Origin of the sequence: Rossellomorea oryzaecorticis (assembly GCF_038405515.1) — a bacterium.
In the GTDB taxonomy this organism is placed as follows: domain Bacteria; phylum Bacillota; class Bacilli; order Bacillales; family Bacillaceae_B; genus Rossellomorea; species Rossellomorea oryzaecorticis_A.
On record NZ_JBBYAF010000001.1, the window covers coordinates 98,288 to 125,123 of the forward strand.

The 26,836-nt window shown below is 41.4% G+C and carries 24 protein-coding genes; 16 read left to right on the top strand and 8 right to left on the bottom strand.

All coding sequences use genetic code 11. The features are described from left to right. Positions 1 to 18 precede the first annotated feature (18 nt). The 10 genes from AAEO50_RS00490 (at position 19) to AAEO50_RS00535 (ending at position 11,537) form a co-directional block, all read left to right on the top strand. Entirely contained in the window at positions 19 to 1,290 is a 1,272-nt protein-coding gene (locus AAEO50_RS00490; protein ID WP_341979272.1) for a glycosyltransferase, read from the top strand. Next, positions 1,280 to 2,608 (top strand): flippase, encoded by a 1,329-nt coding sequence (locus AAEO50_RS00495; protein ID WP_341979274.1) that lies wholly within the window; start codon positions 1,280 to 1,282, stop codon positions 2,606 to 2,608. Before AAEO50_RS00490 ends, AAEO50_RS00495 begins: the two co-directional genes overlap by 11 nt. A gap of 95 nt (positions 2,609 to 2,703) precedes the next feature. Continuing rightward, positions 2,704 to 3,717 (top strand): Gfo/Idh/MocA family oxidoreductase, encoded by a 1,014-nt coding sequence (locus AAEO50_RS00500; RefSeq protein ID WP_341979275.1) that lies wholly within the window; start codon positions 2,704 to 2,706, stop codon positions 3,715 to 3,717. A 14-nt stretch (positions 3,718 to 3,731) separates the two neighbouring features. Then, positions 3,732 to 5,063 (top strand): nucleotide sugar dehydrogenase, encoded by a 1,332-nt coding sequence (locus AAEO50_RS00505; RefSeq protein WP_341979277.1) that lies wholly within the window; start codon positions 3,732 to 3,734, stop codon positions 5,061 to 5,063. A 67-nt stretch (positions 5,064 to 5,130) separates the two neighbouring features. Continuing rightward, positions 5,131 to 6,255: a glycosyltransferase family 4 protein gene (locus AAEO50_RS00510; protein ID WP_341979279.1), complete on the top strand. Its 1,125-nt coding sequence runs from the start codon at positions 5,131 to 5,133 to the stop codon at positions 6,253 to 6,255. A gap of 22 nt (positions 6,256 to 6,277) precedes the next feature. Next, positions 6,278 to 7,525 (top strand): glycosyltransferase family 4 protein, encoded by a 1,248-nt coding sequence (locus tag AAEO50_RS00515; RefSeq protein ID WP_341979281.1) that lies wholly within the window; start codon positions 6,278 to 6,280, stop codon positions 7,523 to 7,525. After that, positions 7,522 to 8,634: a DegT/DnrJ/EryC1/StrS family aminotransferase gene (locus AAEO50_RS00520; RefSeq protein ID WP_341979283.1), complete on the top strand. Its 1,113-nt coding sequence runs from the start codon at positions 7,522 to 7,524 to the stop codon at positions 8,632 to 8,634. The genes AAEO50_RS00515 and AAEO50_RS00520 overlap by 4 nt, the downstream gene beginning before the upstream one ends. Positions 8,635 to 8,646: 12 nt before the next feature. Beyond that, positions 8,647 to 9,357 carry an acyltransferase gene (locus AAEO50_RS00525; RefSeq protein ID WP_341979285.1) on the top strand — a complete coding sequence of 237 codons (711 nt, stop codon included), beginning with the start codon at positions 8,647 to 8,649 and terminating at the stop codon, positions 9,355 to 9,357. A 49-nt stretch (positions 9,358 to 9,406) separates the two neighbouring features. Continuing rightward, positions 9,407 to 10,900 carry an O-antigen ligase family protein gene (locus AAEO50_RS00530; protein ID WP_341979287.1) on the top strand — a complete coding sequence of 498 codons (1,494 nt, stop codon included), beginning with the start codon at positions 9,407 to 9,409 and terminating at the stop codon, positions 10,898 to 10,900. Next, positions 10,872 to 11,537 carry a hypothetical protein gene (locus tag AAEO50_RS00535; RefSeq protein ID WP_341979289.1) on the top strand — a complete coding sequence of 222 codons (666 nt, stop codon included), beginning with the start codon at positions 10,872 to 10,874 and terminating at the stop codon, positions 11,535 to 11,537. The genes AAEO50_RS00530 and AAEO50_RS00535 overlap by 29 nt, the downstream gene beginning before the upstream one ends. A 47-nt stretch (positions 11,538 to 11,584) precedes the next feature. Here the strand turns inward: AAEO50_RS00535 and AAEO50_RS00540 are convergent, their stop codons facing one another. Both AAEO50_RS00540 and AAEO50_RS00545 read right to left on the bottom strand, forming a co-directional pair. After that, positions 11,585 to 12,598 carry an LCP family protein gene (locus AAEO50_RS00540; RefSeq protein WP_341979291.1) on the bottom strand — a complete coding sequence of 338 codons (1,014 nt, stop codon included), beginning with the start codon at positions 12,596 to 12,598 and terminating at the stop codon, positions 11,585 to 11,587. Between the two features lie 134 nt (positions 12,599 to 12,732). Then, complete coding sequence (locus tag AAEO50_RS00545; protein ID WP_341979293.1) at positions 12,733 to 13,368, bottom strand: YigZ family protein; 636 nt, start codon at positions 13,366 to 13,368, stop codon at positions 12,733 to 12,735. Positions 13,369 to 13,919: 551 nt separating this feature from the next. Between AAEO50_RS00545 and AAEO50_RS00550 the strand changes: the two genes are divergently transcribed. Together AAEO50_RS00550 and AAEO50_RS00555 are read left to right on the top strand one after the other, a co-directional pair. Further along, a complete protein-coding gene (locus AAEO50_RS00550; RefSeq protein ID WP_341979295.1) occupies positions 13,920 to 15,062 on the top strand; it encodes a sensor histidine kinase in 1,143 nt (380 codons plus the stop codon). A 32-nt stretch (positions 15,063 to 15,094) separates the two neighbouring features. Continuing rightward, positions 15,095 to 15,772 carry a response regulator transcription factor gene (locus tag AAEO50_RS00555; RefSeq protein WP_341979296.1) on the top strand — a complete coding sequence of 226 codons (678 nt, stop codon included), beginning with the start codon at positions 15,095 to 15,097 and terminating at the stop codon, positions 15,770 to 15,772. A 255-nt stretch (positions 15,773 to 16,027) separates the two neighbouring features. Here the strand turns inward: AAEO50_RS00555 and treR are convergent, their stop codons facing one another. Then, complete coding sequence (gene treR / locus AAEO50_RS00560) at positions 16,028 to 16,750, bottom strand: trehalose operon repressor (RefSeq protein WP_341979300.1); 723 nt, start codon at positions 16,748 to 16,750, stop codon at positions 16,028 to 16,030. Between the two features lie 117 nt (positions 16,751 to 16,867). Between treR and AAEO50_RS00565 the strand changes: the two genes are divergently transcribed. Next, positions 16,868 to 17,476, top strand: a complete 609-nt coding sequence (locus tag AAEO50_RS00565; protein WP_341979302.1) for a nuclear transport factor 2 family protein — start codon at positions 16,868 to 16,870, stop codon at positions 17,474 to 17,476. Positions 17,477 to 17,513: 37 nt separating this feature from the next. Here the strand turns inward: AAEO50_RS00565 and AAEO50_RS00570 are convergent, their stop codons facing one another. The 3 genes from AAEO50_RS00570 to treP form a co-directional block, all read right to left on the bottom strand. Beyond that, the gene (locus AAEO50_RS00570; RefSeq protein WP_341979304.1) at positions 17,514 to 17,687 is read right to left on the bottom strand and encodes an aspartyl-phosphate phosphatase Spo0E family protein; all 174 of its coding nucleotides are present in this window, start codon (positions 17,685 to 17,687) and stop codon (positions 17,514 to 17,516) included. A 431-nt stretch (positions 17,688 to 18,118) separates the two neighbouring features. After that, positions 18,119 to 19,807 (bottom strand): alpha,alpha-phosphotrehalase, encoded by a 1,689-nt coding sequence (gene treC, locus AAEO50_RS00575; protein ID WP_341979305.1) that lies wholly within the window; start codon positions 19,805 to 19,807, stop codon positions 18,119 to 18,121. A gap of 446 nt (positions 19,808 to 20,253) precedes the next feature. Then, positions 20,254 to 21,669, bottom strand: coding sequence for a PTS system trehalose-specific EIIBC component (gene treP / locus AAEO50_RS00580; protein WP_341979307.1), 1,416 nt, complete (start codon positions 21,667 to 21,669; stop codon positions 20,254 to 20,256). 530 nt (positions 21,670 to 22,199) lie between these two features. Here treP and AAEO50_RS00585 point away from each other — a divergent pair. Together AAEO50_RS00585 and AAEO50_RS00590 are read left to right on the top strand one after the other, a co-directional pair. Then, a complete protein-coding gene (locus AAEO50_RS00585; protein WP_341979310.1) occupies positions 22,200 to 23,132 on the top strand; it encodes a LysM peptidoglycan-binding domain-containing protein in 933 nt (310 codons plus the stop codon). Positions 23,133 to 23,449: 317 nt separating this feature from the next. After that, positions 23,450 to 23,989 carry a DUF6241 domain-containing protein gene (locus AAEO50_RS00590; protein ID WP_341979312.1) on the top strand — a complete coding sequence of 180 codons (540 nt, stop codon included), beginning with the start codon at positions 23,450 to 23,452 and terminating at the stop codon, positions 23,987 to 23,989. Between the two features lie 48 nt (positions 23,990 to 24,037). On the opposite strand, the gene AAEO50_RS00595 is transcribed toward AAEO50_RS00590, so the two are convergent. Both AAEO50_RS00595 and AAEO50_RS00600 read right to left on the bottom strand, forming a co-directional pair. Continuing rightward, positions 24,038 to 24,973 (bottom strand): LytR family transcriptional regulator, encoded by a 936-nt coding sequence (locus tag AAEO50_RS00595; protein ID WP_341979314.1) that lies wholly within the window; start codon positions 24,971 to 24,973, stop codon positions 24,038 to 24,040. A gap of 97 nt (positions 24,974 to 25,070) precedes the next feature. Further along, the gene (locus tag AAEO50_RS00600) at positions 25,071 to 25,877 is read right to left on the bottom strand and encodes an SGNH/GDSL hydrolase family protein (protein WP_341979316.1); all 807 of its coding nucleotides are present in this window, start codon (positions 25,875 to 25,877) and stop codon (positions 25,071 to 25,073) included. A 198-nt stretch (positions 25,878 to 26,075) separates the two neighbouring features. On the opposite strand from AAEO50_RS00600, the gene AAEO50_RS00605 reads away from it, so the two are divergent. Next, positions 26,076 to 26,822, top strand: coding sequence for a YveK family protein (locus tag AAEO50_RS00605; RefSeq protein WP_341979318.1), 747 nt, complete (start codon positions 26,076 to 26,078; stop codon positions 26,820 to 26,822). Positions 26,823 to 26,836: the final 14 nt, after the last annotated feature.

Genomic DNA, 26,836 nt, shown 5'->3' on the forward strand with positions numbered 1-26,836 from the left:
TTTCTAAGGAGATTTGCAATGAAACAAGTTCAAAGTCTTATTCTTCTCACAAGCCGCTTTCCTTATTCGCCAGGAGAAGAATTTATTTATAACGAAGTGAAGGTTCTGGCTGAGAAATTCGATAAGATCATCATTGTTCCTACGAATCAAGAGTGCTGGAATCTAGATAAACCACATAACAGGGAATTACCTGGTAATGTAAAAGTGGAAATTCTCAAAAGCCCAATTAAAAATATCAAGTACAGAAAAATGCTGAACCTCGTTAAAGGGCTTACTAATTCACAGGTACGGTCCTGGTATAAAAAGGATGTGCATAATGCCGGGAAATTTGGCTTAAAAGGCAAAATCAAGTTGTATAAATGGGTGGCAGATGCCAATCAAATTCGAAATCAAATAGGCCCTATTGAGAAAAAAGCAGAGGGCGGCAGTATATACTACTCGTATTGGCTGACCCCTGCCGCGGCTTCCCTGGCTATGGAAAAAGAAAGGCGGTCTATCAAGGCTGTATCAAGGGTGCATGGAGGAGATTTATACTCCGAAAGACACTCGCCTCCTTATTTACCATTACAGGAAGAAGTCATCCGGTTTTTGGATAAAACGTTCAGCATTTCGGGGAATGGAAAACAATATTTAACAAATAAGTTCTCGGAAATAAATCATAAAATTGAGGTTAACCGATTGGGTACAAAGGGAATAGAACTTTCGTATGGAGAGATGGAGCGAAAGTCTGACGTTTTGAAACTCGTTTCTGTTTCCTACTTAAAATCGGTTAAGAGGGTACATTTGATAGCGGAAGCAATCAAAAAGGCAGCAGTCCCGATTCACTGGGTACATATAGGAGATGGACCAGAGAAAGAAAGGATTCAAAACATCATTGAAGAATTTCCGGAACAAAGTAAAGGAGAGTTGGCAGGAAATCTCACCAATGATGAAGTCATTCAGACTTTGGGAAGCCAACCATTTGATGTGTTCTTGAATGTCAGTGAAAGTGAAGGAATTCCTGTGACGATCATGGAGGCATTCAGCGCAAAAATCCCTGCTATAGCAACCGATGTAGGCGGCACCACCGAGGTAGTGAATGAAAGAAATGGTTGGCTTTTGGACAAAGACTTTGATCCTGAACAGATCACACAGATTCTAAATGATTTATTTATGCAGCCTGGAACCTTGCAGCCTAAGAGGGAAGAGGCTTATCACACGTGGAAGAATAAATATTCCAGTGATGACAACTATGTTCGATTTGCAGAAAATCTACAATCATTAGGAGCTTTATACGACCATGAATACTAAAGGTTCTTTTTTCTCAAATAGCTTAATCACATTGACGAGACAGGTTGCAAGTATTGTCATTGGTATCACGCTTATTTCGGTACTGGGTCGGACGCTTGGGAAGGAAGGGTACGGTGAGTACACCTTAATCACGTATGTTCCTCTCATGATTATGACATTCCTGAATTTAGGGCTGAATTCCTCGACGATTTATTTTGTCAGCAGAGAAAAATACTCGCTGCGGGAAATCTTTAATACCAATGTCATAATGGCGGGTTTATTGTCTTTATCAGGGATCCTTATCGGAACGATCGTCATGTTCATGTTTAAAGAATCCAAGTTTGAAGAGTTGAACCTGGCGCTGTTATTTGCAAGTTTATTTGCTTTGCCATTTATGCTGGGGATGATCTTTTTACAAACGATTTTCCAGGGCCAGCAAAAATTCAAGACCTTTAATACCGCATTGTTGATACAACAGATGGGTACTGTTGTATCAGTATTGATATTGGTGTTTTTGATGGATTTGGGGCTGGAAGCTGCAGTCTTTTCTTTCGGGTTTGGATATTTCTGCAGTGTGACGTATTGTTTAATGAATCTATTTCTTAAGGACAAGCTGAAGCTGGATTTCCACAGTTTTTCAAAAACCTATTTAAAAGAAGCTGTTACGTATGGAATCAAAGCTCATATCAGTAACGTTATGACGTTTTTGAATTACCGCCTGGATATTTTCCTGTTAGGATTTTTCTTGGGTAAGGGACCGGTAGGGATATACTCAGCCGCTGTAAATATCGGTGAGCGGCTGTCGATCTTTTCGCAATCCATTTCCAGTGTGCTGCTGCCAAGGATTTCATCGTCGACAGAAACCATTGATCGAAACAAGATAACCGGCCTGGTTACAAGAATCATGACATTATTTATGATCCTTTTGGGTGTTGCAGTATTTATATTATCCGATTTTATCTTTGATGTTCTCTTAAACAATGAGTACGAGAGCAGCTCGTTGATGCTTCAATTATTAATTCCGGGTATAGTTGTTCTGGCAGTAGAGAAACTATTATCAAATGATTTAGCCGGTCGCGGTAAACCAGAACTCAATATGTACGTATCAATATTCAATGTTGTGTTAAATGTTATTCTTAACTTGATTCTCATCCCGTCTATAGGAATGAAAGGAGCGGCAATTGCTTCTACTATTACTTATATTTTAAGTTTTGTGATAAAAGTGATAATATATTCTCGAGAAACGAAAGTGACCCCTTTCAGTTTATTGATTCTGAGGAAGGCGGACATTATATTACTCAGGAATACAGCAAAAAAATTAACAAAATCTTTTATGTAACCAAATTGAAAAATATTTATAACCCAAATTTCTATCATTTTGTGTATGATAGGTAGTGCGACCAATTGAGTATATTTGAGATAGGTGGTAATGGAATGATCAAGTTTGGCATAGTCGGTTGTGGGCATATTGCAAAGAAACATATTACTGCAATCCAGGAAGCGGATGGAGCAACCCTGGCAGCGGTGTGCGATACTCAACCTGAAAGAGTAGAAACGTTTTCAAGTGAATTTAATGTAAAAGGTTATACCAGCCTGGAGGAAATGTTAAATACTGATATAGATGTGGTGAATATTTGTACTCCAAGCGGCTTCCATGCCGATATCGCTGTCCAAATCGCTAGAGCGAATAAGCATGTAGTCGTTGAAAAGCCAATTGCTCTCACATTAGAGGATACGGACAAAATCATTACAGCTTGTGAAGAAAATAACGTAAAACTTGCAGTCGTGCATCCGAACAGATTCAGACCGGCATTTGTTGCGCTTAAAGAGCTCGTGCAAAGCGGCGTATTCGGCAAGATCAGTCACTCCAACGCCACAGTGCGCTGGAACCGGAACCAGGAATATTATGACCAGGCACCTTGGAGAGGGACCAAGTCACTGGATGGCGGGGTATTAATGAATCAAGCTATTCATAATCTGGATCTTCTTATTTGGTTAATGGGAGATGTAAAAGAGGTCTACAGCATGGCTGCCACAAGATTGAGAAATATTGAGGCGGAAGATGTTTCAACGGGTCTTGCCCGCTTTGAAGACGGTTCGCTTGGCGTAATTGAAGCAGCCACAACCATATACCCGAAAAATTTTGAGGAATCCATCACTATCTTTGGAGAAAAAGGGACAGTGAAGATCAGTGGAGCTAATGCCCTTCACATCGAACACCTTACAATCGAAGGAATGGACGAATCAGAAATTGAGCAGTTAATCCAAAATATAAAAAATGACCCATGGGGCAAGCCTGGACACCAGCGAATCATTGAAGATATGGTAGAAGCGATCAAAGAGGATCGTGAGCCGGTAGTTACAGGATTAGATGGACGGAAAGCTCTGGAATTAGTCATTTCTTTATATGAATCAGCTGAACACAATAAACCAATTATTCTTAATTAAGGATGGGATCAACAATGGAAACGACCTTATCAGCACAAGCTCAAAACCTTTTTGATAAAATAACAAACAAAGAAGCGACAATCGGCGTAGTAGGTCTGGGTTACGTAGGCTTACCGCTTGCTGTTGAGAAAGCAAAAGCCGGCTATAACGTTATTGGATTCGATGTCCAGCAAAAACGTGTGGACATGGTGAATGACGGCGTCAATTACATTGGAGATGTGGTGGACGAAGAACTTGCAGAAATAATCAAGGATAAGAAACTTCTAGCAACAACAGATTACTCAATGATCCAGGAAGTGGATGCAGTAGCTATTTGCGTCCCTACCCCATTGGATATGTACCAGCAGCCGGATACCTCTTATGTTGAAAGTTCCGGTAAAGAAATTGCTAAATTCATGCGCCCTGGTATGCTGATTGTTCTTGAAAGCACGACTTATCCTGGCACGACTGAGGAAATCCTTAAGCCAATTCTTGAAGGAACAGGATTAAAAACAGGAGAAGATTTCTTCCTTGCATATTCTCCTGAGCGTGTGGATCCGGGTAACAAAGACTTTAATACTAAAAACACTCCAAAAGTGGTTGGCGGCATAACACCTAACTGTACAAAAGTAGCTGCTGAATTATATAAGAGTGTTCTTGAAGGCGATGTACATGAAGTTTCATCACCTGCAGTTGCTGAAATGGAAAAAATTCTTGAGAATACATTCCGTCATATCAACATTGCTCTTGCAAATGAAATGGCCGTCCTGTGCAACCGTATGGGGATCGATGTATGGGAAGTCATTGATGCAGCAGCAACAAAGCCATATGGTTTCATGCCGTTCTATCCTGGTCCTGGACTGGGCGGACACTGTATCCCTATCGATCCGTTCTACTTAACATGGAAAGCAAGGGAGTACAAATACCATACGAAACTTATTGAACTTGCTGGTGAAATCAACAACGCGATGCCGGAATATGTGGTCAGCCGTACTATGCAAATCTTGAATAAGAATCAAAAATCACTTAATGGGGCTAAAGTTCTTGTTCTGGGTGTTGCGTACAAGAAGGACATTGATGATGTCCGGGAATCTCCAGCTTTAGATATTTTAAGTGAAATGAGTAAAGAAGGTGCTGACTTTACTGTGGTGGATCCGCATGTGAAGCAGTTCAGATTAAACGGCCAAGTGATCGAGCCTGTAGACCTGACTGAAGAAGCACTTGTTAATGCAGATCTTGTCCTTATCACTACTAACCATAGCAGCTTTGATTACAAGATGATTGCAGAAAAATCACCGGTTATTTTTGATACAAGAAATGCTATGAAGAACTATCGCGATGATATCAAAAATTATTATCGTTTATAAATTACAGTAAAAAGAGTCCTCACGTCTGGACTCTTTTTACCAGTGTTCTCCGAAAGAGGGATCTAACTTGAAAGTTTGTCATTTAACTTCTGTTCATCCAACTGAAGATATTCGAATTTTTGTGAAAGAATGTTCTTATCTGAGCGAAGCGGGATTTGACGTGAGCCTGGTAGTAGGAAACAGTGAATCATATACGAAGAATGGTGTAGACATCATAGGGGCGCCAGTAAGATCATCTAATCGTTATCTTAGAATGCTCAAGGGTCCTCAGAGTGTTTATAAGAAAGCACTTGAAGTGGATGCTGATGTCTATCACTTCCATGATCCCGAACTGCTTCCAGTCGGACTGCTCTTAAAATCCAAGGGTAAAAAAGTGATTTACGACGTACATGAGGATGTACCGCAGCAAGTACTCTCGAAACAATGGATTCCGAAGCCATTGAGAAAACTAGTATCCAGAATGGTAGAAGGACTGGAAAGGTACGCGTCCAATAGATTCGATGCTGTCGTGACAGCTACCCCTACAATCAATGAACGGTTCCTTACATATCAACAGAACTCCGTTACGATTCATAACTTTCCGATTATGAACGAATTAATAGGAGAGGGTTCTGCGGATGCAGTGAAGCCAATGGATAAAAACAAAATAGTTTACATCGGCGGGATAACCAGACTGCGTGGAATAGAAGAGATGGTTCGCTCAATGGAGGAGCTGAACAAAGATACCGCTTCTTCTGACGTCACCCTACATTTAGCCGGGGCGTTTGCGCCTCCTTCCCTTCAGGAAGAAATGGAACAATTAGAAGGGTGGAAGCATGTCAACTTCGAGGGATATCTGAACCGAAAAGAAGTGTCGGACTTATTGAATACTTCTTCAGTAGGTTTAGTCATTCTTCATCCTGAACCACGCTATGTTGTTTCTTACCCGATAAAATTATTTGAATACATGTCTGCCGGATTACCTGTCATAGCAAGTGACTTCCCGCTATGGAGGGGGATCGTCGAAGATGCCCAATGCGGAATCTGTGTTGATCCAATGAGCCCTGGTGAAATTGCGGATGCAGTCAGATATCTATTAAATAACAAAGAAGAAGCAAGAAAAATGGGTGAGAACGGCCGAAAGGCAATCATGAATAAATATAACTGGGAACAGGAAAGTGTCCGGTTAGTTGAGCTTTATAAGAGTTTATAATGGCTTTAAAGGGTGAAAATTGTTGAAAATTTGGATACTCAATGCAGTAGCATTAAAACCTAATGAAACAGGGATAACACGTCATTATGACTTATCTAAGCATATGGCGGATAAGGGTCATGAGATCACCATATTCGCCAGCAGTTTCTTAGTCTATCTATTTAAATGGCGGGACCCTAAAAAGAAGAATTACTCAGAGAATGTAAATGGAGTCTTGTTCGAATGGGTATGGACACTTCCTTATAACGGGAACGGTCCAAAGAGGCTCTTGAATATGATGAGCTATATGCTGACAGCTGTTAAAAGAGGGATGAAGAAAAAAGAGAAACCTGACGTGATTGTAGGTTCCTCCGTCCATCTGTTTGCTTGTTTGGCAGCATACATTTTAAGCAAGCTTAAGGGCTCAACGTTCATTGTTGAAATTCGTGATCTATGGCCAAAGACATTGATTGATTTTGGCGCATTTTCCAAGAATCATCCCGTAGCTTTACTGTTCGGATGGATTGAAAAATTTGTTTATAAAAAATCCGAGAAGATCATCGTGACGCTCCCTGGAGCTTATAAATATATTACTTCTTTGGGGATTCCAAAAGATAAGATCGTGTATATCCCGAACGGAATAGATTTGGACAAGATTCATGAATTGGAAAATGCGGCATCCCTTGAACCGACTTTGGATAAGATAAGAGAAAATTATTCGAATATTGCCATGTATCTAGGCTCTCATGGCGTTGCCAACTCATTAGAAACAGTCGTAAGTGCCGCTTCTAAATTACCAAGAAAAGATACTGCATTTGTATTTGTAGGAGAGGGCCCTGAAAAAGGGAACTTAAAAAAACAAGCACAAATGCTGGGTCTGGACAATGTATATTTTCTGGACGGCATCCCTAAGAGAGAAGTGCTTTCCACTTTGAACCTTGCCGATGTCTTAATGGTTTCGATGCTTGATACGAATCTATATCAATATGGAATCAGCTTAAATAAGCTGAATGATTATTTGTTGGCAGGCAAGCCGATCATCTTTTCCGGCCGGGTATTCAATGATATTGTGGCAAATGCAGAAGCAGGGATCACTGTCACTCCTGAAGCACCGGAAGAATTTGCAAAAGGGTTGGAGTCTTTATTAAACTTAACAAGTGAAGAGAAACAAGCGATAAAGCTGAATGGATACCGTTATTTGGACGAACACCACAATATTGAGAAACTCTCAGATCAATTTCTTTCGGTTTGTAAGCAAAATCATTCTAAAAACAAGGAGAATGCCCAATGAAAGTACCTATGTTAGATTTAACTGAACAATATCAAAATTTAAAAGAAGAAATTCACACAGCAATGGAAGATGTTATGTCCAAAGCACATTTTATTCTAGGGCAAAATGTGAAAGATTTAGAAGCTTCAGTTGCTGAATACAGTAATGCCAAGCATGGTATCGGGGTAGCGAATGGTTCAGATGCTTTGAACATTTCGATTCTAGGGCTGGAGATTGGTCCTGATGATGAAGTGATCGTTCCTTCATTCACTTTCTTCGCGACAGCTGGAGCTGTAGCAAGAACGGGAGCAACGCCGGTATTTGTAGATATTGATCCTAAAACCTACAATATAGATCCAGAAAAAATTGAGGCTGCGATCACCCCTAAGACGAAAGCAATCATTCCAGTACACCTTTATGGTCAAATGGCCGATATGGATAGAATCAAAGAAATTGCCGACAAGCACAACATCGCAATCATCGAGGACGCTGCGCAGGCTATCGGTTCAACCTATAAACGCAAGAAAGTAGGAGAACTTGGTACCACAGCATGTTACAGCTTCTTCCCTACAAAGAACCTGGGTGCTTACGGAGATGCGGGTATGATCATTACTAGCGACGACGAAGTCGGTGAACGTATGCGTGTGCTCCGTGTACACGGAAGTAAGCCAAAGTACTATCACCATGTACTTGGTTACAACAGTCGTCTTGATGAACTTCAAGCTGCCATCCTAAATGTAAAGTTCAAGCATTTGGATGATTGGAGTGATCAACGACGTGAAAATGCTTATTATTACAATGAATTACTTAATAAAGAACTGAGTGATATCGTTGTTACTCCTTATGAAGAGGAATTCAACCATCATGTGTATCACCAGTACACAATCAGAGTACCGAAACGTGATGAGTTACAGGCTCATCTGAAAGAACAAGGTGTTGCGACGATGATTTATTATCCTCAGCCGCTTCACTTACAGCCTGTGTTCAAAGAATTAGGTTTCAAAGAAGGGGACCTTCCTGAAACGGAAAAAGCGGCAAAAGAAGCGATTTCTTTACCGATGTTCCCTGAGTTAACGAGAGAACAGCAGGAATATGTAGTGGCTAATATTAAAGAGTTCTACAAAGGATAAAGGGGAAATAAAATGAAGCCTGTAAAAATAGGACAAAATGTTGTTATTGAAGACGGTGTGGAATTTGGAGAGAACGTCTCGGTTGGACACAATGTCATCATTTATGCTGGTTCCAAAATTGGAAACAATGTCATGATCCAAGATAACGTGGTCATCGGAAAACAGCCGGCCCGCGCAAAGAATTCAATTCTTCCTGAAGTGAAGAAACTGCCGCCGTGTGTCATCGGGGACGGAACGACCTTGGGAACATCTTCTATCATTTATGCAAATGCAGAACTAGGAGAAGAAGTGTTTGTTGCCGATCTGGCCACCGTGAGAGAGAGGGTGACGATTGGGAGACAGACAATCGTTGGACGCGGCGTATCTGTAGAAAATGATTGTACAGTGGGAGAGAAGTGCAAGCTGGAAACAAACTGTTATATCACTGCTTATTCCACTCTGGGCAATTATGTTTTTGTCGCACCTTACGTTGTCACCACCAACGATAATTACATGGCACGTTCTAAAGAACGATATGATAAATTTAAAGGTGTAACAGTCAAAGATGGCGGAAGAATAGGAGCGAATGCTTTAATTCTTCCAGGTAAAGTGATCCACGAGGATGGAACAGTGGCTGCAGGAAGCATCGTCTCCAGGGATGTCGAACCGGAAACCCTCGTTGTGGGCTCTCCTGCCAAGCCTCTCCGCAAAGTACCGGATGATCAATTGTTAAGAAATCAATAATCTTGTTAGAGGCTGTTTCGTACAGCCTCTAATTATTAGGTGATACTCTATGAATACATATTGGAAATCAAAAAAAAATATAGGTATATCTATGGGGGGAGCAATCCTCCTAATCCTTTACCTGGCTGCCATGCTTAAAGGGATTAGCCTTCAAAAGCTTTTCCTCCTTACATTTGGCGGAGTAATCGGACTGGCCGGATTAACTTTCATTTGGCATAAATGGTGGAGAGGGGCCCATAGATTTCACCTCCTTGTAAGTCTTTTGGTCATCTCATCATTTATAGGCGCGGCTCTGCCTTTATTTACGGTCGCCGGATTTACCATCTATCCTTTTCGAATCTTACTCGGCATCTGTGCTTTTATGTTGGCAGGATTTTTCTATTACCAGAATCAAACGATTATACATTCCCTGAAATCCCTGAAAGATAACTCTTTCACTTACCTCGGGTTATTTTGGATTTTTTATGCTTTTTTGTCACTTGCCTGGTCGGTCAATACAATGAACACCATTCAGGATATTATCTTTCTCCTGAGCGGGCTATTTACAATCTACTTCATCCTTCTCGTATATAGGAATAAGAAGGATTATGAAGAGTTATTCTTTTATTGGATTGTGATGTCTCTTTTACTCATTGCTATTGGACTAATTAATCATTTTTTTCAAATTCATCTTCCAGTATCAAGAATAAATACGGTTGCTCAATATCAGAAACATATCCCTACAGCAGTCTTCACCAACGAAAATGACTTTGCCAGCTTCTTGGCAATTGCCAGTTTCTTCTTTCTATCTTTGCTTAAAAATGGAAGGGCATTTTTCTATAAAGTTGTAGGCGGTACAGGTTTGCTTCTTTCTGTCTATTTGATCGGTGCGGCTTCATCCCGGGCCAATTATATTGCTATATTAATTGGGCTGTTTGTATGGTTTATCTTTGTTTTAAAGCCCCTTCATAGACTTAAAATGGTTATTATGGGTATTATCTTGGCGGTTCCTGTTTTCATTTTTATGCCGGAAAAAGTGGCTGCGGGAGCTGAAAAAGTGTACGGTGTCATAAAGACCTTGCTTCCAACCGAGGGACAGGAAGATTCCATCAGTATTAGAGGGAATCTCCTGAAAAATGTAAAAGTCTTTATTGAGAATACTTATGGATTCGGCGTGGGCCCGGGTAACATCGAATTATATATGAAAAAATTCCAATTCTACAATACATTCGGAGATTACAACGTTCATAATTGGTGGGCAGAAGTTCTTGTCCACTACGGTGTTATAACCTTTACCGGATATGTTGTACTATTAGCGTACTTATTTGTGCAGCTGGTTAAAATTTTAAAGAAGTGTACCCACCGAAGTGAACAGTTGATGGCGGAAGCATTATTGTGCGGACTTGGTGCATTTACCATGGCCAGCATAAGTCCCAATTCTTTCATGGCTCTTCATTATAATTGGCTGTTTGTAGGTGTTTGTATTGGATTTGTTTATATGAAAACGAAAGGTGAAGATGTAAGTGCTAAAAAAAATGGGTTTGTCAATCATTCACAGACTTAAACGATTTTTTATATTGCTTTTGATTATCCCCCTTATTACTGCTGGAGTAGCTTTCTTTATGGAAATGGGAAAGGAAACAACTTATACTGCCAGTGTTCCGTTTGAATTAGGGAATTTTGAGAATGAGAAGCTGACGGGTAAAAGTAAAGTTAAAGACTATTTCCAAAAGGATGAATATCTTCAAAAAGTAAAAAAAGCTTCTAACTTAGACTATTCAATTGAAGAAATGAAAAATGGATTAAATATTGAAGAAGGTGGCGAATATATAGTCGTCTTTAAACATACTTCTGCTGATAAGAAAGAATCTGAAGAAATTGTTCAAGCGATATCCGACTACTTTTTAGAAATATCTAAAGAAAAGTATAATGAAAAATTAACATTATTAAAGGATTATGTAGAAAAAGTGGAAAAAACCGAAGAAGCTAGGGGTTACTTGATTGAAGAAGAATTCGAGTTTAAAAAAGACACTGAAATGACGATCACAAATATCAGAGAAACCAAACCTCTAGAAAAAGTTGCTTCGGAAGCATCTTATAAAAACCCTCTCAAACGAGCTGTATTTGGATTTTTAGTAGGTGCTATGCTAAGCCTGTTCCTCCTCATTGTCCCTGAACTCTTTAAAGAATATAGAGATTAAACAAGAAAAAAGTGAGCTATCAGTTATCTGATAGCTCACTTTTTTTCTTAGTATGAAGTTTCCTCATTTTCAGCTGTATTCTCAGGTTCCGTGTAATCTAAGTGATTTTGCAGTTCTTCTTTAATTTCTTCAGTTCTTTCTTCATCAGGAATAAAATAATAAACGCCGCTGTAGTATTGATCAGTACCACTGAATTCAATCTGCTCAAGTGAAGATTTTGAGAAATCATTATACTTTTGAACGAAGGCCAAACCTTCTTTGATTTTCATGTTCGTCTCAATATTATCTCCAACTTCTTCAGCCAAATCATCAGCTTTTAAGAACGTCTTAGGAGATAAAACCTTATCCATAAGGCTCGTTACAATTTGTCTCTGTCTTTCATTACGGCCAAAGTCACCACGGGGATCTTTCTTACGCATTCTGGCATAAACCAGTGCTTCTTCGCCATTCAGCTTTTGTTTCCCTTCTTTAAAGGTGAACTTTTCCCAATCCTTATTTATATCATAGAAATCAAAAGGAACGTCAACGGTGACTCCGCCCACTTCATCTATAATATTTTTGAATCCGTCAAAATTCACTGTTACATAATAATCAATCGGTATCTCCAAGAAGTCTTCTACTGTATCAATGACCAACTCTTTCCCTCCATAGGAGAAGGAATGATTGACTTTGTTCTCTTCATAACCGGGAATATCCACTAATGTATCCCTGGGGATACTGACTAATTTCATTGTTTGATCTTTAGGGTTAAAAGTGGCTACCATGATCGTATCGGATCTGCCTTGATCGTATTCATCTGAGTAATCCTCAACTCCGAGTAAAAGAACAGAAAAAGGGTCGTCAGAAACATAGACCTGTTCATCACGCATCTTGGATTTCTCACCACGTTCTATTTCCTTGTAAGTCCCATCCAGAGCTGAATAGGATTTGTATGCCATTAAACTCAATCCTGCAGTCGTAATGATGAGGAATAAAGTAACAATCGATAGTATGATTCTCTTTCTTCTTTTTCGTCGGATCGTCCTTCGATGCCGAAGTCTCTCCTGATTGAAGTCCTGCATTCGTATCATCCTTTAAGTTTTATCCATTATTCATTATAAACGATTGGAGGAGGATTTAAAATAATAAGTAATATTACGATTCAGTTACTCTTAGGTGGTAATTGCATTAAAAGTCTCTTGTTGTACCAAAATTGTTACTGTGCTAAAGTTTCCAGGTATTCGACATCGCCTTCTGTAATTTCTCCTTGTCCGTTAGTGAGTTCAGTCATCCACTCATGAAATTGTCCTTTAGAGGCTTCTTCGACGTAGACCTCGACTTCCACTGCATCAAGGTAATGAATCTCCTTCAGCTGGTAGCTGGAGCCACGGACTTCATTTTCGACTTTCCCAAGCCAAGTATAATCAATCTTCGTATTGATGATCCGCATCAGCTTTCTTTCCACAATCCCTGTGGCATTCAACCCCTCAGACGTGGCTTTCCCATAAGCCCGGATCAGTCCGCCTGCCCCAAGCTTGATTCCGCCGAAATAGCGTGTGACAACAACCACGGTGTCTTTAAGATCGCGTTTCTTTAACACTTCTAGCATAGGAACTCCTGCAGTTCCGCTTGGTTCCCCGTCATCATTCGCTTTCTGGATCAGGTTATTTTCCCCGATCATATAAGCAGAGCAGTTGTGATTCGCGTCCCAGTGTTTTTTCTTGATATCAGCTATGAAGGCTTGTGCCTCTTCTTCGGTTTCCGCACGATTAACGTATGCGGTGAATCGTGAGCGTTCTATATTGATTTCATTTTCCCCGTAGCCTTTAACGGTATTATAGTGATGTAACAAATTTCATTCTCCTCCTTTTAAAGATGTTTAACGATTATGTAAAAAGGGTATATATCATAGGTTTTATTTCTCTTTCTACTATAAAGGACATAGAGAAAAATTGCACAGGTTCTGAAAGTTCGACAAGGAAATAAATGGTTCTACATGAAATAATGGTAATACAATGTAACGAAACTTTAATCTCCGACAATATGTGACATGGTATAATTGACGCTGAAAGTAATACTTCTTGTGTTCCTATTTACTGTTCGTAGGTGAATGGTCTCTTTTGGGACCGGCTTGCGAAAATAATAGAAAGACCGTGAAATCCCTTGTATAGAAGTATTGCATCGAAATATGCCTAGATGAATAAAGGAGATTTATGATTTTGCATTGAAATATTAATAGGTATATTTTATAAATGAGATTATAGGTAGTTGGACACGAATCCGTGTGCGGCCTCAGTTTTAAAATAACCGATAAATTAGTATAGAAGGATAATACTTTGTGAATATCAGTCATATTATCTTCTGGGTGTAAGACGAAATGTGGAACCAAAAGAGGGGTGTACCGTGTCACTAAAAAAAATTAACACCAAGCTGTTGGATGTCATTCTTGAGAAAATGGTGGATACGGTCGACCAGAGTAAGGATGAAATCTTTCATATCGGTGAACAATGTCGAAATGATTTTGAAGAACTGACAAAAGAATTGGCAGAAGTAAAAGAGATGGTAGTCAAGGTCATTGATGAAGGTGATGAACTGACCCGGAAATCACGGCAGGCGAGACTCCGGCTTTCTGAAGTGAGCAAGCATTTCCAGACATACTCGGAGACTCAAGTCAGAGAAGCGTATGAAGTGGCGCATGACCTGCAAGTAAAGATCTCGATAAACAGACAGCTTGAAAAGCAGCTGCGTGACCGCCGAGATGAACTCCAAAGACGCTTACAGTCATTGGGAGACACAATTGACCGCGCCGAGCATCTATGCACGCAGATCTCTGTTGTCCTTAATTACCTCAATAGTGATTTGAGGCAAGTGAATGAAGCGCTTGAAGATGCGAAACAGCGGCAGGATTTCGGGCTTCAGATCATTGAAGCACAAGAGGATGAACGAAAGCGGTTATCCCGTGAAATCCATGACGGTCCGGCGCAGATGATGGCGAACGTCCTGATGCGATCCGATCTGATCGACAGAGTGTACAGGGAAAAAGGATCAGACGAAGCGATCAAAGAAATCAGGGACTTGAAAAAGATGGTCCGGTCCGCGCTATATGAGGTCCGTCGCATCATCTACGATTTAAGACCGATGGCGCTCGATGACCTTGGATTGATTCCGACCCTCAGAAAATACTTAAGCACCATCGAAGAGTATAACCATGGGACTAGTATTCAATTCGTGAACATTGGCCTAGATATGAGGCTTCCGTCAAAATATGAAGTCGCCTTGTTCCGATTGGTTCAGGAATGTGTACAGAATGCACTGAAGCATGCTGAATCGACACAAATACAAGTTAAAGTAGAAGTAAAGAAAGACAAAATAACAGTTGTCGTCAAAGACAACGGCAAAGGATTCGATAAAGAATTACAAAAAACAGGATCCTTTGGCATCATGGGGATGAAAGAACGTGTCGACCTTCTCGAAGGAGACATCACGATTGACTCAAAAGTTGGGGCAGGGACCGTTGTACTGATTCACGTTCCGCTCAATAAGTAAATTTTTTTCGAAGGATTAGGGAGGCGAATGACATGGCAACAAATATTGTTATCATTGACGATCACCAGTTATTCAGAGAAGGAGTTAAACGCATTCTTGAATTCGAACCATCTTTCAACGTAGTAGCTGAAGGAGACGACGGTTCAGAAGCCATCAACCTGGTTGAAAGCCACGAACCGGATGTCGTATTGATGGACATCAACATGCCTGAAACAAACGGAGTGGAAGCCACTCGCGAATTGATGAACAAATATCCTGAAACAAAGGTCATCATCCTGTCTATCCATGATGACGAAAACTACGTAAACCACGCATTAAAAACAGGTGCACTTGGCTACCTGCTGAAAGAAATGGATTCAGAAGCGCTGATTGACGCTGTCAAAGTGGTTGCGGATGGTGGATCATATGTTCATCCAAAAGTTACGCATAACCTGGTTGCAGAATACAAGCGCCTGGCAAATGCACAAAATACAGGTGGATTCCAGCAATCCGAAGTTCGCCGCCCGTTACATCTATTAACACGTCGTGAGTGCGAAGTTCTTCAGATGCTTGCTGACGGAAAAAGCAACCGCGGCATCGGTGAAGCACTGTACATCAGTGAAAAAACCGTCAAGAACCACGTGAGTAATATTCTTCAGAAAATGAATGTGAACGATCGTACGCAGGCTGTTGTTACAGCGATTAAGAATGGCTGGGTAGAGGTGCGATAAATAGAATACAGGATTAGTAATTTGTTGTTAGGAGAGCAGCCCTTTTGATAGAGGGCTGTTTTTTTTGTGTCAGTTGTCTATTAGGGGGGAGAGGGGTGCCTGGCTCAAAGTGGTCTGTTTGAGCCAGGCTCGGAATAGCGGAATTGAGCCTGGCTCAAATTAGGCAGATTGAGCCTGGCTCAATGTGTGGTTTCTGTGCCTGGCACCAACCAACCTCACAAAAAATCCACTCCCCATCCAAGGAAGTGGACTTTATTAATGCTTCCGCCGCGCAAAATCGACAAACCGGAACTTATCCAGCCTGTGCCGCGACTCCGTATACTCAAACAGCGTAGCATCCTTCAAATGTACATAATTCTTCACGACTACGACATGATCATACTGATCCAGATCAAGATACTTCCGGTCCTCATCGGTACATTCTTCAACCACGATTTCCTTTTTGGCAAAATCGATCGGCAGCTTCAGTTCATTCTCCAGATACTCATAAATCGAGTTCTCGCAGATTTCTTTTGTCAGAAGTGGAACCTCCGACTTCAGGAAGTAAGACTTATCCAAGATGATCCTTTCACCTTGAATCTGGCGGGCGCGCACGACATTCCAGATTTCAGTGTCTTCTGAAACACCAAAAATGGAAGAGAGGTTTTGATTGGCATTTACAAGTCCAAACTCATGAACAGTCGTTTCGATGCCCTCCCGTCCCATAGAAGACTGCAGCTCCTTAAAACTCACCAGACCTGAGACCGGGAAGTCCATTCGCGATACATCAAGGACCAGGGAGCCTTTACCGCGCAGCTTTTGGATAAGTCCTTTTTGAGCCAGGAGTGTAAGCGCTTTCCTGATAGTCTCACGAGAAGTGGCGTACATCACTGCGAGCTCATTCTCCGAGGGAAGGATGGTATTCGCCTTATAAGTCGCATTTTGAATTTTTTCAGACAGATCTTCAAAGATTTGTTTGTATTTATTACTCTTTGTCATAGTATCACCATCTATTATTTTACCATAATTTCAACTGGAAATGAGATTGAACTTGAGTGTTGTGAATATTTTCAATAGAATGGAGATAGTGCAAATTTTAGAAAAGGGTGAAGAGTATTGTCGACACAACATTGGAAAAAAATCATGCTGGGAATCGGAATGAGCACGCTGCTATTAGGCGCTTGCGGAGGAGAAGAGGAAGCGAAGGAAGAGAAGAAGGATACAGAAGAGGTACAGAAGAATGAAGACCCTAAGAAAGATCCTGCAACGGATGAAGCGGCATCACTTACACAGATGACTGGAATCGTTGAAGATGCCGGCGCTTTGAAAGAAGTGGAAGACATTCCTGCCGAGGAGAAAACGGCGATCACTGAAGCCTTTAATCAATATATCGATGCGTTCAATGCGGAGGATTTCGAATCCTATATGAGTGTGATTTCGAAGACGCCGGTGAATTTCAAATATGAAGATGAAGAGCGTTATGTGAAGCAAATCTTTGATTCTGTTGACTCCAAGCGTACGGTGGAAAATGTAAAGATCATCAATTATGCTGGAAAGAAAGCAGATGTTTATGCTGAAATCGAAGCTACGACAAAGGATCCAAACAGCGATAAAGAGGTGACACGCTCAGGAAAGCAAGTGACTGTATTCCATAAGAAGGATGAAGGCTGGAAGGTTGCCGCCATCTTCTTCCTTGCGAATGAAGAGGATCAAGAGAAGGAATAAGTAAAATAGACTGCTGCGGCAGTCTATTTTTTATGTATTATTCATCATTTTTAGCAGCTTGGGCGGTATAGAGATTGAACAATTCATCAAGTTCTTCACTAAGCCTGAGGGTGACAGGGTGGGTGAAGCCATTTACAAGAGCGAAGGATTGGAGCTCTGAGCGCTTTTTTTCCATTTCGTACATGATGTTTTGAAGGTTGGTAGATTGCATGGAATCCCTCCTCTTGATGTTGTGTCTATATTATGACATATTTCTCGGGAAATGTGTCGGATTTACTATTATTTTCTTTACAGTTTTTTGTATAGATTATTTTATTGATAAAATATGTGATGAAGAGAGGTTGGGACAAACCTATGTTTAGAACAATTTCATTGTAGGCTCCTAATACCGCTAATGATTTCCGTGCAAGACTTCGCTTTCCGCGGGCGGTTGGTGAGCCTCCTCGTCGCTGCGCTCCTGTGGGGTCTCACCTAACACGCTTTTCCCGCAGGAGTCTTCGTCTTGCACTCCAATCAACCGCTGGAAAGACCTCTGATTAACAATCAACTTTTCCATGGACACAAGTTAAATAAAATAAGTTATATTACCACTACCTGCTCTCAGTAAAAAAGGTACCCGCAATATGCAGGTACCTCTGAATGCTATTTAGTTAATCGGAAGACAACAGACTCATACGGACGAAGTGTGATGTTCTCATATCGGTTTACTGTATCTTCGTAGTTTGTTAAAAGAACTTCACTGGACCAGCCTTCAACTTCCACTTCTGAAGGCAGGGTGAACTCTGTGTCCTTTCCGTAGAAATTATTAACCACAAGCAGCTTTTCGCCATTGCCATTACGTACGTAAGCAAAGATTTCGGGATGATCTCCATGGATTAATTGATAGTCACCGTGAACGATGATGCTGTATTCTTTCCGCAGGCTGTTCAGCTTTTGGTAGTGATAGAAGACAGAGTTCTCGTCTTCTAACGCGTTTTCCACGTTGATTTCCTTATGGTTTTTTGCGACCGGGATCCAAGGAGTGCCAGAAGTGAATCCGCTGTTTTCTTCTTCGTTCCACTGGACAGGCGTCCTTGAGTTGTCACGTGATTTGTGACGAAGGATCTCCAGGATTTCTTCTTCGGATTTGCCTTCTTCTTTTAATATATTGAAGATATTGATTGATTCGACGTCGCGGTATTCATCGATGCTTGTGAATTTCGGGTTGGTCATGCCGATTTCTTCGCCTTGATAGATGTAAGGCGTACCCTGCATCATATGGATCGTCGTAGCAAGCATCTTGGCCGATTCGGTGCGGTATTCTCCGTCATTCCCGTATCGGGATACGATACGCGGCTGATCGTGGTTGCACCAGAAAAGTGCGTTCCAGCCGCCGCCTTTGTGCATTTCACTTTGCCAGGTCGACAGGATATCTTTCAATTTTAGGAAATCAAAGTCGGCAACTGACCATTTCTCGCCGTTAGGATAATCCACTTTAAGATGGTGGAAATTGAACGTCATGCTGAGTTCGTTACGATCAGGATTAGAATACTTGATGCAGTTGTCGATCGTCGTCGAAGACATTTCTCCGACCGTCATGATGTCATAGTGAGAGAAGACTTCATTATTCATCTCTTGCATGTATTCGTGGACTTTCGGCCCGTCCGTGTAAAATTTGCGTCCGTCTCCAGGTGCCACTGATCCGTCATCGTCCGGGAAATCCTGATCTTTGGAGATGAGATTAATGACGTCCAGACGGAAGCCGTCGACGCCTTTTTTCAGCCAGAAGTGCATCATGTCGTAGAGCTTCGTGCGGACTTCATCGTTTTCCCAGTTCAGGTCAGCCTGTGTCACGTCAAAGAGGTGAAGGTAGTATTGACCAGTTTCTTCATCGTATTGCCATGCGTTGCCGCCAAACTTGGATTGCCAGTTGGTCGGCTCGGACCCATCTGGCTTGCCGTCTTTCCAAATGTAGAAGTCACGGTATTCGTTGTCTTTCGATTTGCGTGATTCGATGAACCACTGATTTTCGGTTGATGTATGGTTGATGACGATGTCCATGATGATCTTGATGCCGCGTTTATGTGCTTCTTCAAGCAGCTCATCGAAGTCATCCATGGTGCCGTACTCGTCATGGATGTTGAAGTAGTCGCTGATGTCGTAGCCGTTGTCGCGCTGTGGCGATTTGTAGATGGGTGTGAGCCATACCACGTCGATGCCCAGCTTTTTGAGATAGTCTAGTTTTTGTGTGATTCCTTTGATGTCGCCGACGCCGTTGCCGGATGTGTCGTTGAAGCTTTTCGGGTAGATTTGATAGACGACGGAGTTTTTCCACCATGGTTGTTGTTTCATATTCATTCGCACCTTTCGTGACTTAGTTAGGACTTCTAATACCGCTTTTGATTTCCGTGGAAGACTTCGCTTTCCGCGGGTAGCCCGTGAGCCTCCTCGGTCGTACCTCCCTGCGGGGTCTCACATTAGCTACTTTTCCCGCAGGAGTCTTCGTCTTCCACTCCAATCAAAAGCTGGAACCCGCTAAAATACTTTGATTTTGCAAAAAAAGATTGAAGAGAGAACAAATATGTTGTTCTCATCAAATTACTTTTGTTTAGTAAAAAACGAAAAGGGGGGAGGACCATCAGTGAAGTCTATTTCACTGATGATCATCTCGCCCCCTCATCTTAACTTGTATATACAAGTTCGTCTACTGTTATCTCTTTTTATACTTTATGAAGGCCCGTAACTCGCTGCGGTAACGCATTACCGTGGCGGGGGTCAGACCCCACAAAACTCTCTTTTTACACTGGCTTATTCTTACTAAACCTTGACCAAATCATTGTCAACACGAAAGGTACGACAATGGAGATTGCCATTCCGATGAAGAATGGGATCCAGTATTCAGGGATGATGGAAAGGAATCCAGGTAGTCCGCCGACACCGATGGAGAATGCTTTGGTTCCTGTCATCGCAAGCAGCACACCGCCGATAGCTGATCCGATCAATGCTGAGATGAATGGATAGCGGTATCGGAGGTTGACCCCGAACATCGCAGGCTCAGTGATTCCAAGGTATGCTGAAATGGCTGAAGTACCGGCGAGGCCGCGCAGTTTTTCATTTTCTTTCTTGGCAACGAACATCATAGCAAGTGCAGCTGAACCTTGAGCGATGTTGGAGAGCGCAAGGATCGGCCATAGGAATGTTCCGCCCTGACTTCCGACAAGCTGAAGGTCTACTGCAAGGAAGGTGTGGTGCATACCTGTGATAACCATAACTGCGTACAGACCACCGTATAACAATCCACCTAACCACGATACAGAATCGAATACCCAAACAACGCCGTCAGTCAATAGATTACCAATGAAGAATGTTACTGGGCCGATTAAGATAAATGATGCAAAACCAGTGATCAACAGCGCAATAGGTGCAACAACTAATAGTTTAATCGAATCATGGACCCGTTTATCTAGGAACATTTCAATTTTCGCTAAGAGGTAGGATGCGAATAGGATCGGCAATACCTGCCCCTGATAACCAATCTTATCGATTTCAAGTCCGAAGAGATTCCATGTCGGGATTTCATCAGCTTTACCATAATCCCAGGCATTCATTAAGTCAGGATGTACTAAGATAAGACCTAAAACGATACCGAGTAACGGACTTCCGCCGAAGCGCTTAACCGCTGACCAACCAATTAACCCAGGTAAGAACACGAAGGCCGTATTGGCAATCAGATTGATGATACTTGCAAGGTCCGCCCATTGTGGATGAACATCAATCACAGATTGTTCATCATAAAAAATGCCGGGACCTGTCAGGATATTATTCAGACCCATCAGTAAACCGGCCGTTACGATCGCCGGCAGGATCGGAATGAAGATATCAGCAAGCGTCTTGATCGCACGCTGTAATGGATTCAGGTTCTGAGTCGCTGCATCTTTGACATCCTGCTTCGATGCCTGCTCGATACCTGTTTCTTCTGCTAAAATTTGATACGCTTTATTAACCAAGCCTTGTCCGATGACAACTTGGAATTGCCCGTTAGAGGAGAATGATCCTTTGACGATATCAATCTCTTCCAGACGTTCTTTGTCTACTTTTTTCTCATCCTTCAACACTAAACGAAGGCGTGTCACACAGTGAGTGGCCGTCTGGATATTCTCCTTACCGCCAATCGCTTCAATTATCTCGCGAACGGATTCTTTGCTCACGCTCATGAAATTCCCTCCCTGGTATTTCGGCAGGTGACAGGCACCTCCCGGTAATTGTCGAAAGCTGTCATGTACCCGCTTTCAATTCTATTAATGGAATTCCCCTAAATAGTTTGAGAAAAACGTTTCCATTTTATGCTTCTTTCAAGAAGAGAAACGCTTACATTTATTAGGGTTCTTGTTGTATATACAAGATATATTTTTATTCTATTCATGTATATACAAGTTGTCAATGAAAAAAGGGCAGCGTTTTCATAAAATGTTGGTTTTTGCCGAATGGAAAATTATTAATAGTGTGGAAGCAGAAATGCACAATATAGAAAATACGCGAAAAGTGTAATGGCTCCCTGTAGATTTAGTTTATTGATAATTATGGAAATCAATCCACTATATAACACATGGGTACCAAATCCAGTAACACTGGGCATTCTCCCTATATATTCAGTAATTACCATAATAAACCTCTTAAAATATGAATCTTCTTCTTTCATAATGGAAAAGCAAGAAAATTTTACATGAAAAAGGAGAAATATCTTTTGAAGAAAACGATTATTGCTGTTACAACTGCTGCTCTAGTCTCGTCACTTGCTGCTACATCTGTTGATGCCGCTTCTTATCGCGTGAAATCCGGTGATTCACTATCTGTGATTGCCTATAAATATGATACATCTGTTTCGAGTTTGAAAAGCTGGAACGATTTAAAGTCAGATACAATCTATGTTGATCAAGTTTTAGAGGTTTCTGCTCCATCATCATCAACGTCAACAAAAACATATCAAGTTCAATCTGGTGATTATCTGTCCAAAATCGGTCAGAAATTTGATGTGTATGTTGCAGAGCTGAAAGAATGGAATAATCTTACCAGCGATGTGATTCATCCAGGGCAAGTTCTTAACGTTTCTGCACCAGGCAGCACAACAACTCAGCCTAAGCCAACGACTAGTACAGGCAGTTACACTGTCCAATCAGGTGACACACTTTCTCATATCGCGGTACGATACAGCGTAAGTGTATCCCAAATCAAATCCTGGAACGGCTTAAATTCTGATACCATTTATGTCGGACAAAAGCTCTCCATTGGTACCACTACCCAAGCAAAAGAGGATTCAAACCAATCTTCAGACGTCGTTGATGTAGCGAAGAAGTACATCGGGACTCAATACGCATGGGGCGGAACGTCTCCGAGCGGTTTTGATTGCAGCGGATTTATCTACTATGTATTCAATCAAGCAGGAACAAAAATCTCACGTACGAACACTGGCGGCTACTACAGCAAGTCAACTGCCATCTCCAACCCTGAACCGGGTGACTTGGTCTTCTTTAAGAACACATATAAAGCAGGTATCAGCCACATGGGCATCTATCTTGGAAATGGTGAATTCATCCACGCATCCGATAGCGGAGTAGAGGTAAGTAAGCTAAGCAACTCTTACTGGTCTCCACGATTTGCAGGATACAGAACATTTTAATTCTTCGTTTCGAATCTAGATTAATAAAGCCGGCGCACACAGCAAGATGCTGAGTGCGCCGGCTTTTCTGTGTTCAATTCTTGAAAATGAACGATTATTCTTCACCGGATGACCAAACAAAATCCCTAATACTCATCATGACAATTTAACAAGATCTTCTTCCGTCTCAACTTAGGAAAAAGGAAAAGCTCGAAAACGATGTGGCAATCATATCTTCTAAAATATGGTAATATAGTAACTGATTACAATGATGAAAAAGGATTCTGCCGATGAATCTAGAAAAGTAGAGATAGAAGGAAGAAAAGGGGCGAGATAAAATGAGTAAAAAACTTGTCTTCAGCATACTGGGCAGTGTACTCTTCTTGACAGCACTCGGTGTATATATCGCAGTGGGAAGTATGGACCAGCCTTCAGAAGGTATTAATTCCAGTGAAACCACGGCGGAAACAGGTGAGGGAGCAGCAGAAACGGATATAAATGAAACAGGCAAAGAGACAGGCACTCCCAACCCGTTTGAACCAAAAGTGAAAACGCCATTAAAAGAAAAGCTGATTCAGCAATATATCCATGCAATGAGTCATCAAAAGGTCGCCGCAGATGAAAAGTGGTCATTCTTTGAAATCACAGATGAACGGATAGACTTCCTGCTGGGACAATTAGAGGTTAATAACTATAAACACGATCGTCTTTATAAAGAGATATTAACAAGCTGGAAAAAAGGGGATTTTTCTGAAGCGGATAGGCAGCATAACGCTGTATGGAAGCTGCAGAACGGTTCCATTGGGGAAGCAAAGGGATTATTATCCCCGAAAGCGGAAGAAGCGTATCTTCAAAAGCAGAATAAAGAATCCAGATAGAAAACACCCCTGCTGACAATCGTCAGCAGGGGTGTGCAAATACTAAGATTAAACTTCCAAATGCTCTTGTAAAGTAGTCTGAATCGAATTCAACTCTTCATCAGGAATCACATAATAATAGATCCCGTCGATCTTTGTTCCAGAGCCGTTCTTTATCTGAATCTGCTCGATGTCTTTTGAAGCGGCTTTATAATGCTTCTGGATATCGACCATTTCATCGAATGTCAGGTTGGTCTTCACATTATTGCCTAGCGCATCAAAGATATTATCGAAGTTCCATAAACTTGAGACGCTCGCTCCTTCGCGGATTACCGCCTGAATGACCTCGCGTTGACGCAGCTGGCGTCCGAAATCGCCGCGTGGATCTTCATATCTCATTCGGGAGAAGGCTAGTGCTTCTTTACCGCTTAGCTTCAGCTTTCCTTCAGAGAAAGAATGTCCCTCATAGCTGAAATTCAAGTCATTGTTTACGGTTACGCCGCCAACAGCGTTCACGATGTCTTTGAACCCTTCCATATTCACCTGTACATAATAATCCACCGGTATATCAAGAAGGCCTTCTACCGTATCCATCGCCATTTCCACTCCGCCGAATGCATAGGCATGATTGATTTTATCTTTCGTGCCGCGTCCGACGATTTCTGTCAATGTGTCACGCGGGATGGAGATCATTTTAACTGATTCTGCCTCGGGATTCACGGTAAGCACGATCATCGAATCTGAACGGCCTTTATCATTCTTGCGTTCATCGACACCCATTAAGAGTACAGAGAACGGTTCTCTCTCTTTAAACTCGATATCTTTCGTGCGTTTAGAAGATTTATCGCGCTCAATCGGTGTATGCATGGTTTCAACTGCTTTATTTAACGAGTGATAAATGCTATATGCATAGACTCCGCCTGCTACTATAAATAATAGTAGAAAGATGCCGACAATCTTTGGCCACTTACGTTTCTTTCGTCGTGTATGTTTATCCATTCTCATTTTCTTTTCCCTCACCTTTACTTAACCTAATCCATAACATAGCAGATTGAGGACAAATTGCATAGATGTTTTTAACAATATTTATCAGTGAAATCCTTTACTCATTTACAAAATAATCAACTAAATAGTCTGCCCAGAGTTTATGACCTTTTTCGTTAGGGGTATCCTGGGACTCAATTAAATAATCTACCAGCGTTTCGTCTTCCGGCCAGACTGTCCAGTGATCCAGGTAAGGGATTCCTTCTTCTTCCGAAAATTCTTTCAACGAGTCGATCTGTTGAGGATAATAAGTAGCCCCTGCCAGTGGATGGGGAGGCTGAAGAATCAGAGTGCTATCTTCATTCGCTTCACCAAGCTGACTCAAGAACATAAGGATACTTTCGTGATTCTGTACGGTTCCGACACTGTTTGAATTGTCCACTAAAGAGAATGGCTCCATTAAGACCAGGTCTGGTTCATATGAAAGGACTTCTTCGCTGTCCTCCCCATTAATGAAATCAATTGACGTTACATCCTGTTGAAAGACAGTGACTTCAATGGTGCTGCCGTATTGATTATGGAGTGCTTCTTTCAACTGAGGCGCCCAGCCATTTTCTCCATCTCCTAAAGCGGAAGAGCCGACGATGGCCACTTTAAACGGTTCTTCTTCTTTCAGTAAAGAAGTAAATCTCTCCTGCGCTTCTTCCGGCCAGTTAGAAATAAGAGATTCAACATCGCCATCCTTCTTTTCTTCTTGCGGTTCTTCTTTTTTATTTTCTGTTTCCGTTTCCTCGACATCTACTGCTTCATCGGCTGCCTCTTCAGTGGTAGCGGAAATAGATGTCCTCTCTTTCCAGTGCATATTGCCAAAAAAGAGAAAGGCGGCACAACTAATAGCTAGAACTGGGACTAAAAAGCTTTTCATTACAAATTCCTCCCGAATAGGTAAAAATAGACAAGAAATAATATCCAATTATGAATAATCCCTTTTCAAATAGAAATATTTGTAGTTTAATAGTATAAGTGTTTAAATATTACAGTTTAATTAAAATTATGACAACAAATGATAAAAAAAACAACAAAATATGCTATTATTTTACTTATTTTTATTTAGGAGGACATTATGGAAGAAACAATCAGTTTGCGAGAGTTGATGGAGACACTGAGAAAAAGGATGCAATTTATCCTGATGATTACTTTAACAGCTGTGATTGTGAGCGGAGGAGTAAGCTTCTTTCTTTTAACACCTGTCTATCAATCGTCAACCCAGCTTCTAGTCAATCAATCAAAGTCGGATCAACCCGCTTATAATATAGGAGAAATTCAAACGAATCTTCAATTGATTAACACCTATAACGTGATTATGAAAAGTCCCGCAATCTTAGAAAGGGTTATTTCTGACCTGGACTTAGATATTACCGCAACTCAATTAAATGAGAAATTAACTGTCGCAAGCGAGAAAGATTCACAAGTAATCAACCTGTCTGTGCAGGATACAGATCCGAAGAAAGCCGCTGCCATTGCAAATAAGACAGCAGAAGTCTTTCAAGAAGAAATCGTAAAAATCATGAACGTCAATAACGTAAGCGTTCTGGCCAAAGCGGAAGTTGGGGAAGATACATCACCGATTAAGCCAAAGCCACTCCTTAATATTGCCATTGCTATGGTTGTGGGATTAATGGCAGGTGTCGGCATTGCGTTCTTATTGGAATTCCTCGATAACACAATTAAGACAGAACAAGAGGTAGAAAAGCTTCTTGGATTACCGGTTCTGGGTTCAATCACTAGAATCAAAGATCAAGAGGAGAAGGCCAAGAGCCGTGCACAACAACGCAGATCAAGACTAAGGGGTGAGAGAGTTGGCTCTTAATAAGAAAAAAGTAA

Coding starts and splice junctions, on each gene's coding strand:
- AAEO50_RS00490 (WP_341979272.1), top strand. CDS start 19: ATGAAACAAGTTCAAAGTCTTATTCTTCTCACAAGCCGCTTTCCTTAT.
- AAEO50_RS00495 (WP_341979274.1), top strand. CDS start 1,280: ATGAATACTAAAGGTTCTTTTTTCTCAAATAGCTTAATCACATTGACG.
- AAEO50_RS00500 (WP_341979275.1), top strand. CDS start 2,704: ATGATCAAGTTTGGCATAGTCGGTTGTGGGCATATTGCAAAGAAACAT.
- AAEO50_RS00505 (WP_341979277.1), top strand. CDS start 3,732: ATGGAAACGACCTTATCAGCACAAGCTCAAAACCTTTTTGATAAAATA.
- AAEO50_RS00520 (WP_341979283.1), top strand. CDS start 7,522: ATGAAAGTACCTATGTTAGATTTAACTGAACAATATCAAAATTTAAAA.
- AAEO50_RS00525 (WP_341979285.1), top strand. CDS start 8,647: ATGAAGCCTGTAAAAATAGGACAAAATGTTGTTATTGAAGACGGTGTG.
- AAEO50_RS00530 (WP_341979287.1), top strand. CDS start 9,407: ATGAATACATATTGGAAATCAAAAAAAAATATAGGTATATCTATGGGG.
- AAEO50_RS00535 (WP_341979289.1), top strand. CDS start 10,872: ATGGGTTTGTCAATCATTCACAGACTTAAACGATTTTTTATATTGCTT.
- AAEO50_RS00540 (WP_341979291.1), bottom strand. CDS start 12,598: ATGCAGGACTTCAATCAGGAGAGACTTCGGCATCGAAGGACGATCCGA.
- AAEO50_RS00555 (WP_341979296.1), top strand. CDS start 15,095: ATGGCAACAAATATTGTTATCATTGACGATCACCAGTTATTCAGAGAA.
- treR (WP_341979300.1), bottom strand. CDS start 16,750: ATGACAAAGAGTAATAAATACAAACAAATCTTTGAAGATCTGTCTGAA.
- AAEO50_RS00570 (WP_341979304.1), bottom strand. CDS start 17,687: ATGCAATCTACCAACCTTCAAAACATCATGTACGAAATGGAAAAAAAG.
- treC (WP_341979305.1), bottom strand. CDS start 19,807: ATGAAACAACAACCATGGTGGAAAAACTCCGTCGTCTATCAAATCTAC.
- treP (WP_341979307.1), bottom strand. CDS start 21,669: ATGAGCGTGAGCAAAGAATCCGTTCGCGAGATAATTGAAGCGATTGGC.
- AAEO50_RS00590 (WP_341979312.1), top strand. CDS start 23,450: ATGAGTAAAAAACTTGTCTTCAGCATACTGGGCAGTGTACTCTTCTTG.
- AAEO50_RS00595 (WP_341979314.1), bottom strand. CDS start 24,973: ATGAGAATGGATAAACATACACGACGAAAGAAACGTAAGTGGCCAAAG.
- AAEO50_RS00600 (WP_341979316.1), bottom strand. CDS start 25,877: ATGAAAAGCTTTTTAGTCCCAGTTCTAGCTATTAGTTGTGCCGCCTTT.
- AAEO50_RS00605 (WP_341979318.1), top strand. CDS start 26,076: ATGGAAGAAACAATCAGTTTGCGAGAGTTGATGGAGACACTGAGAAAA.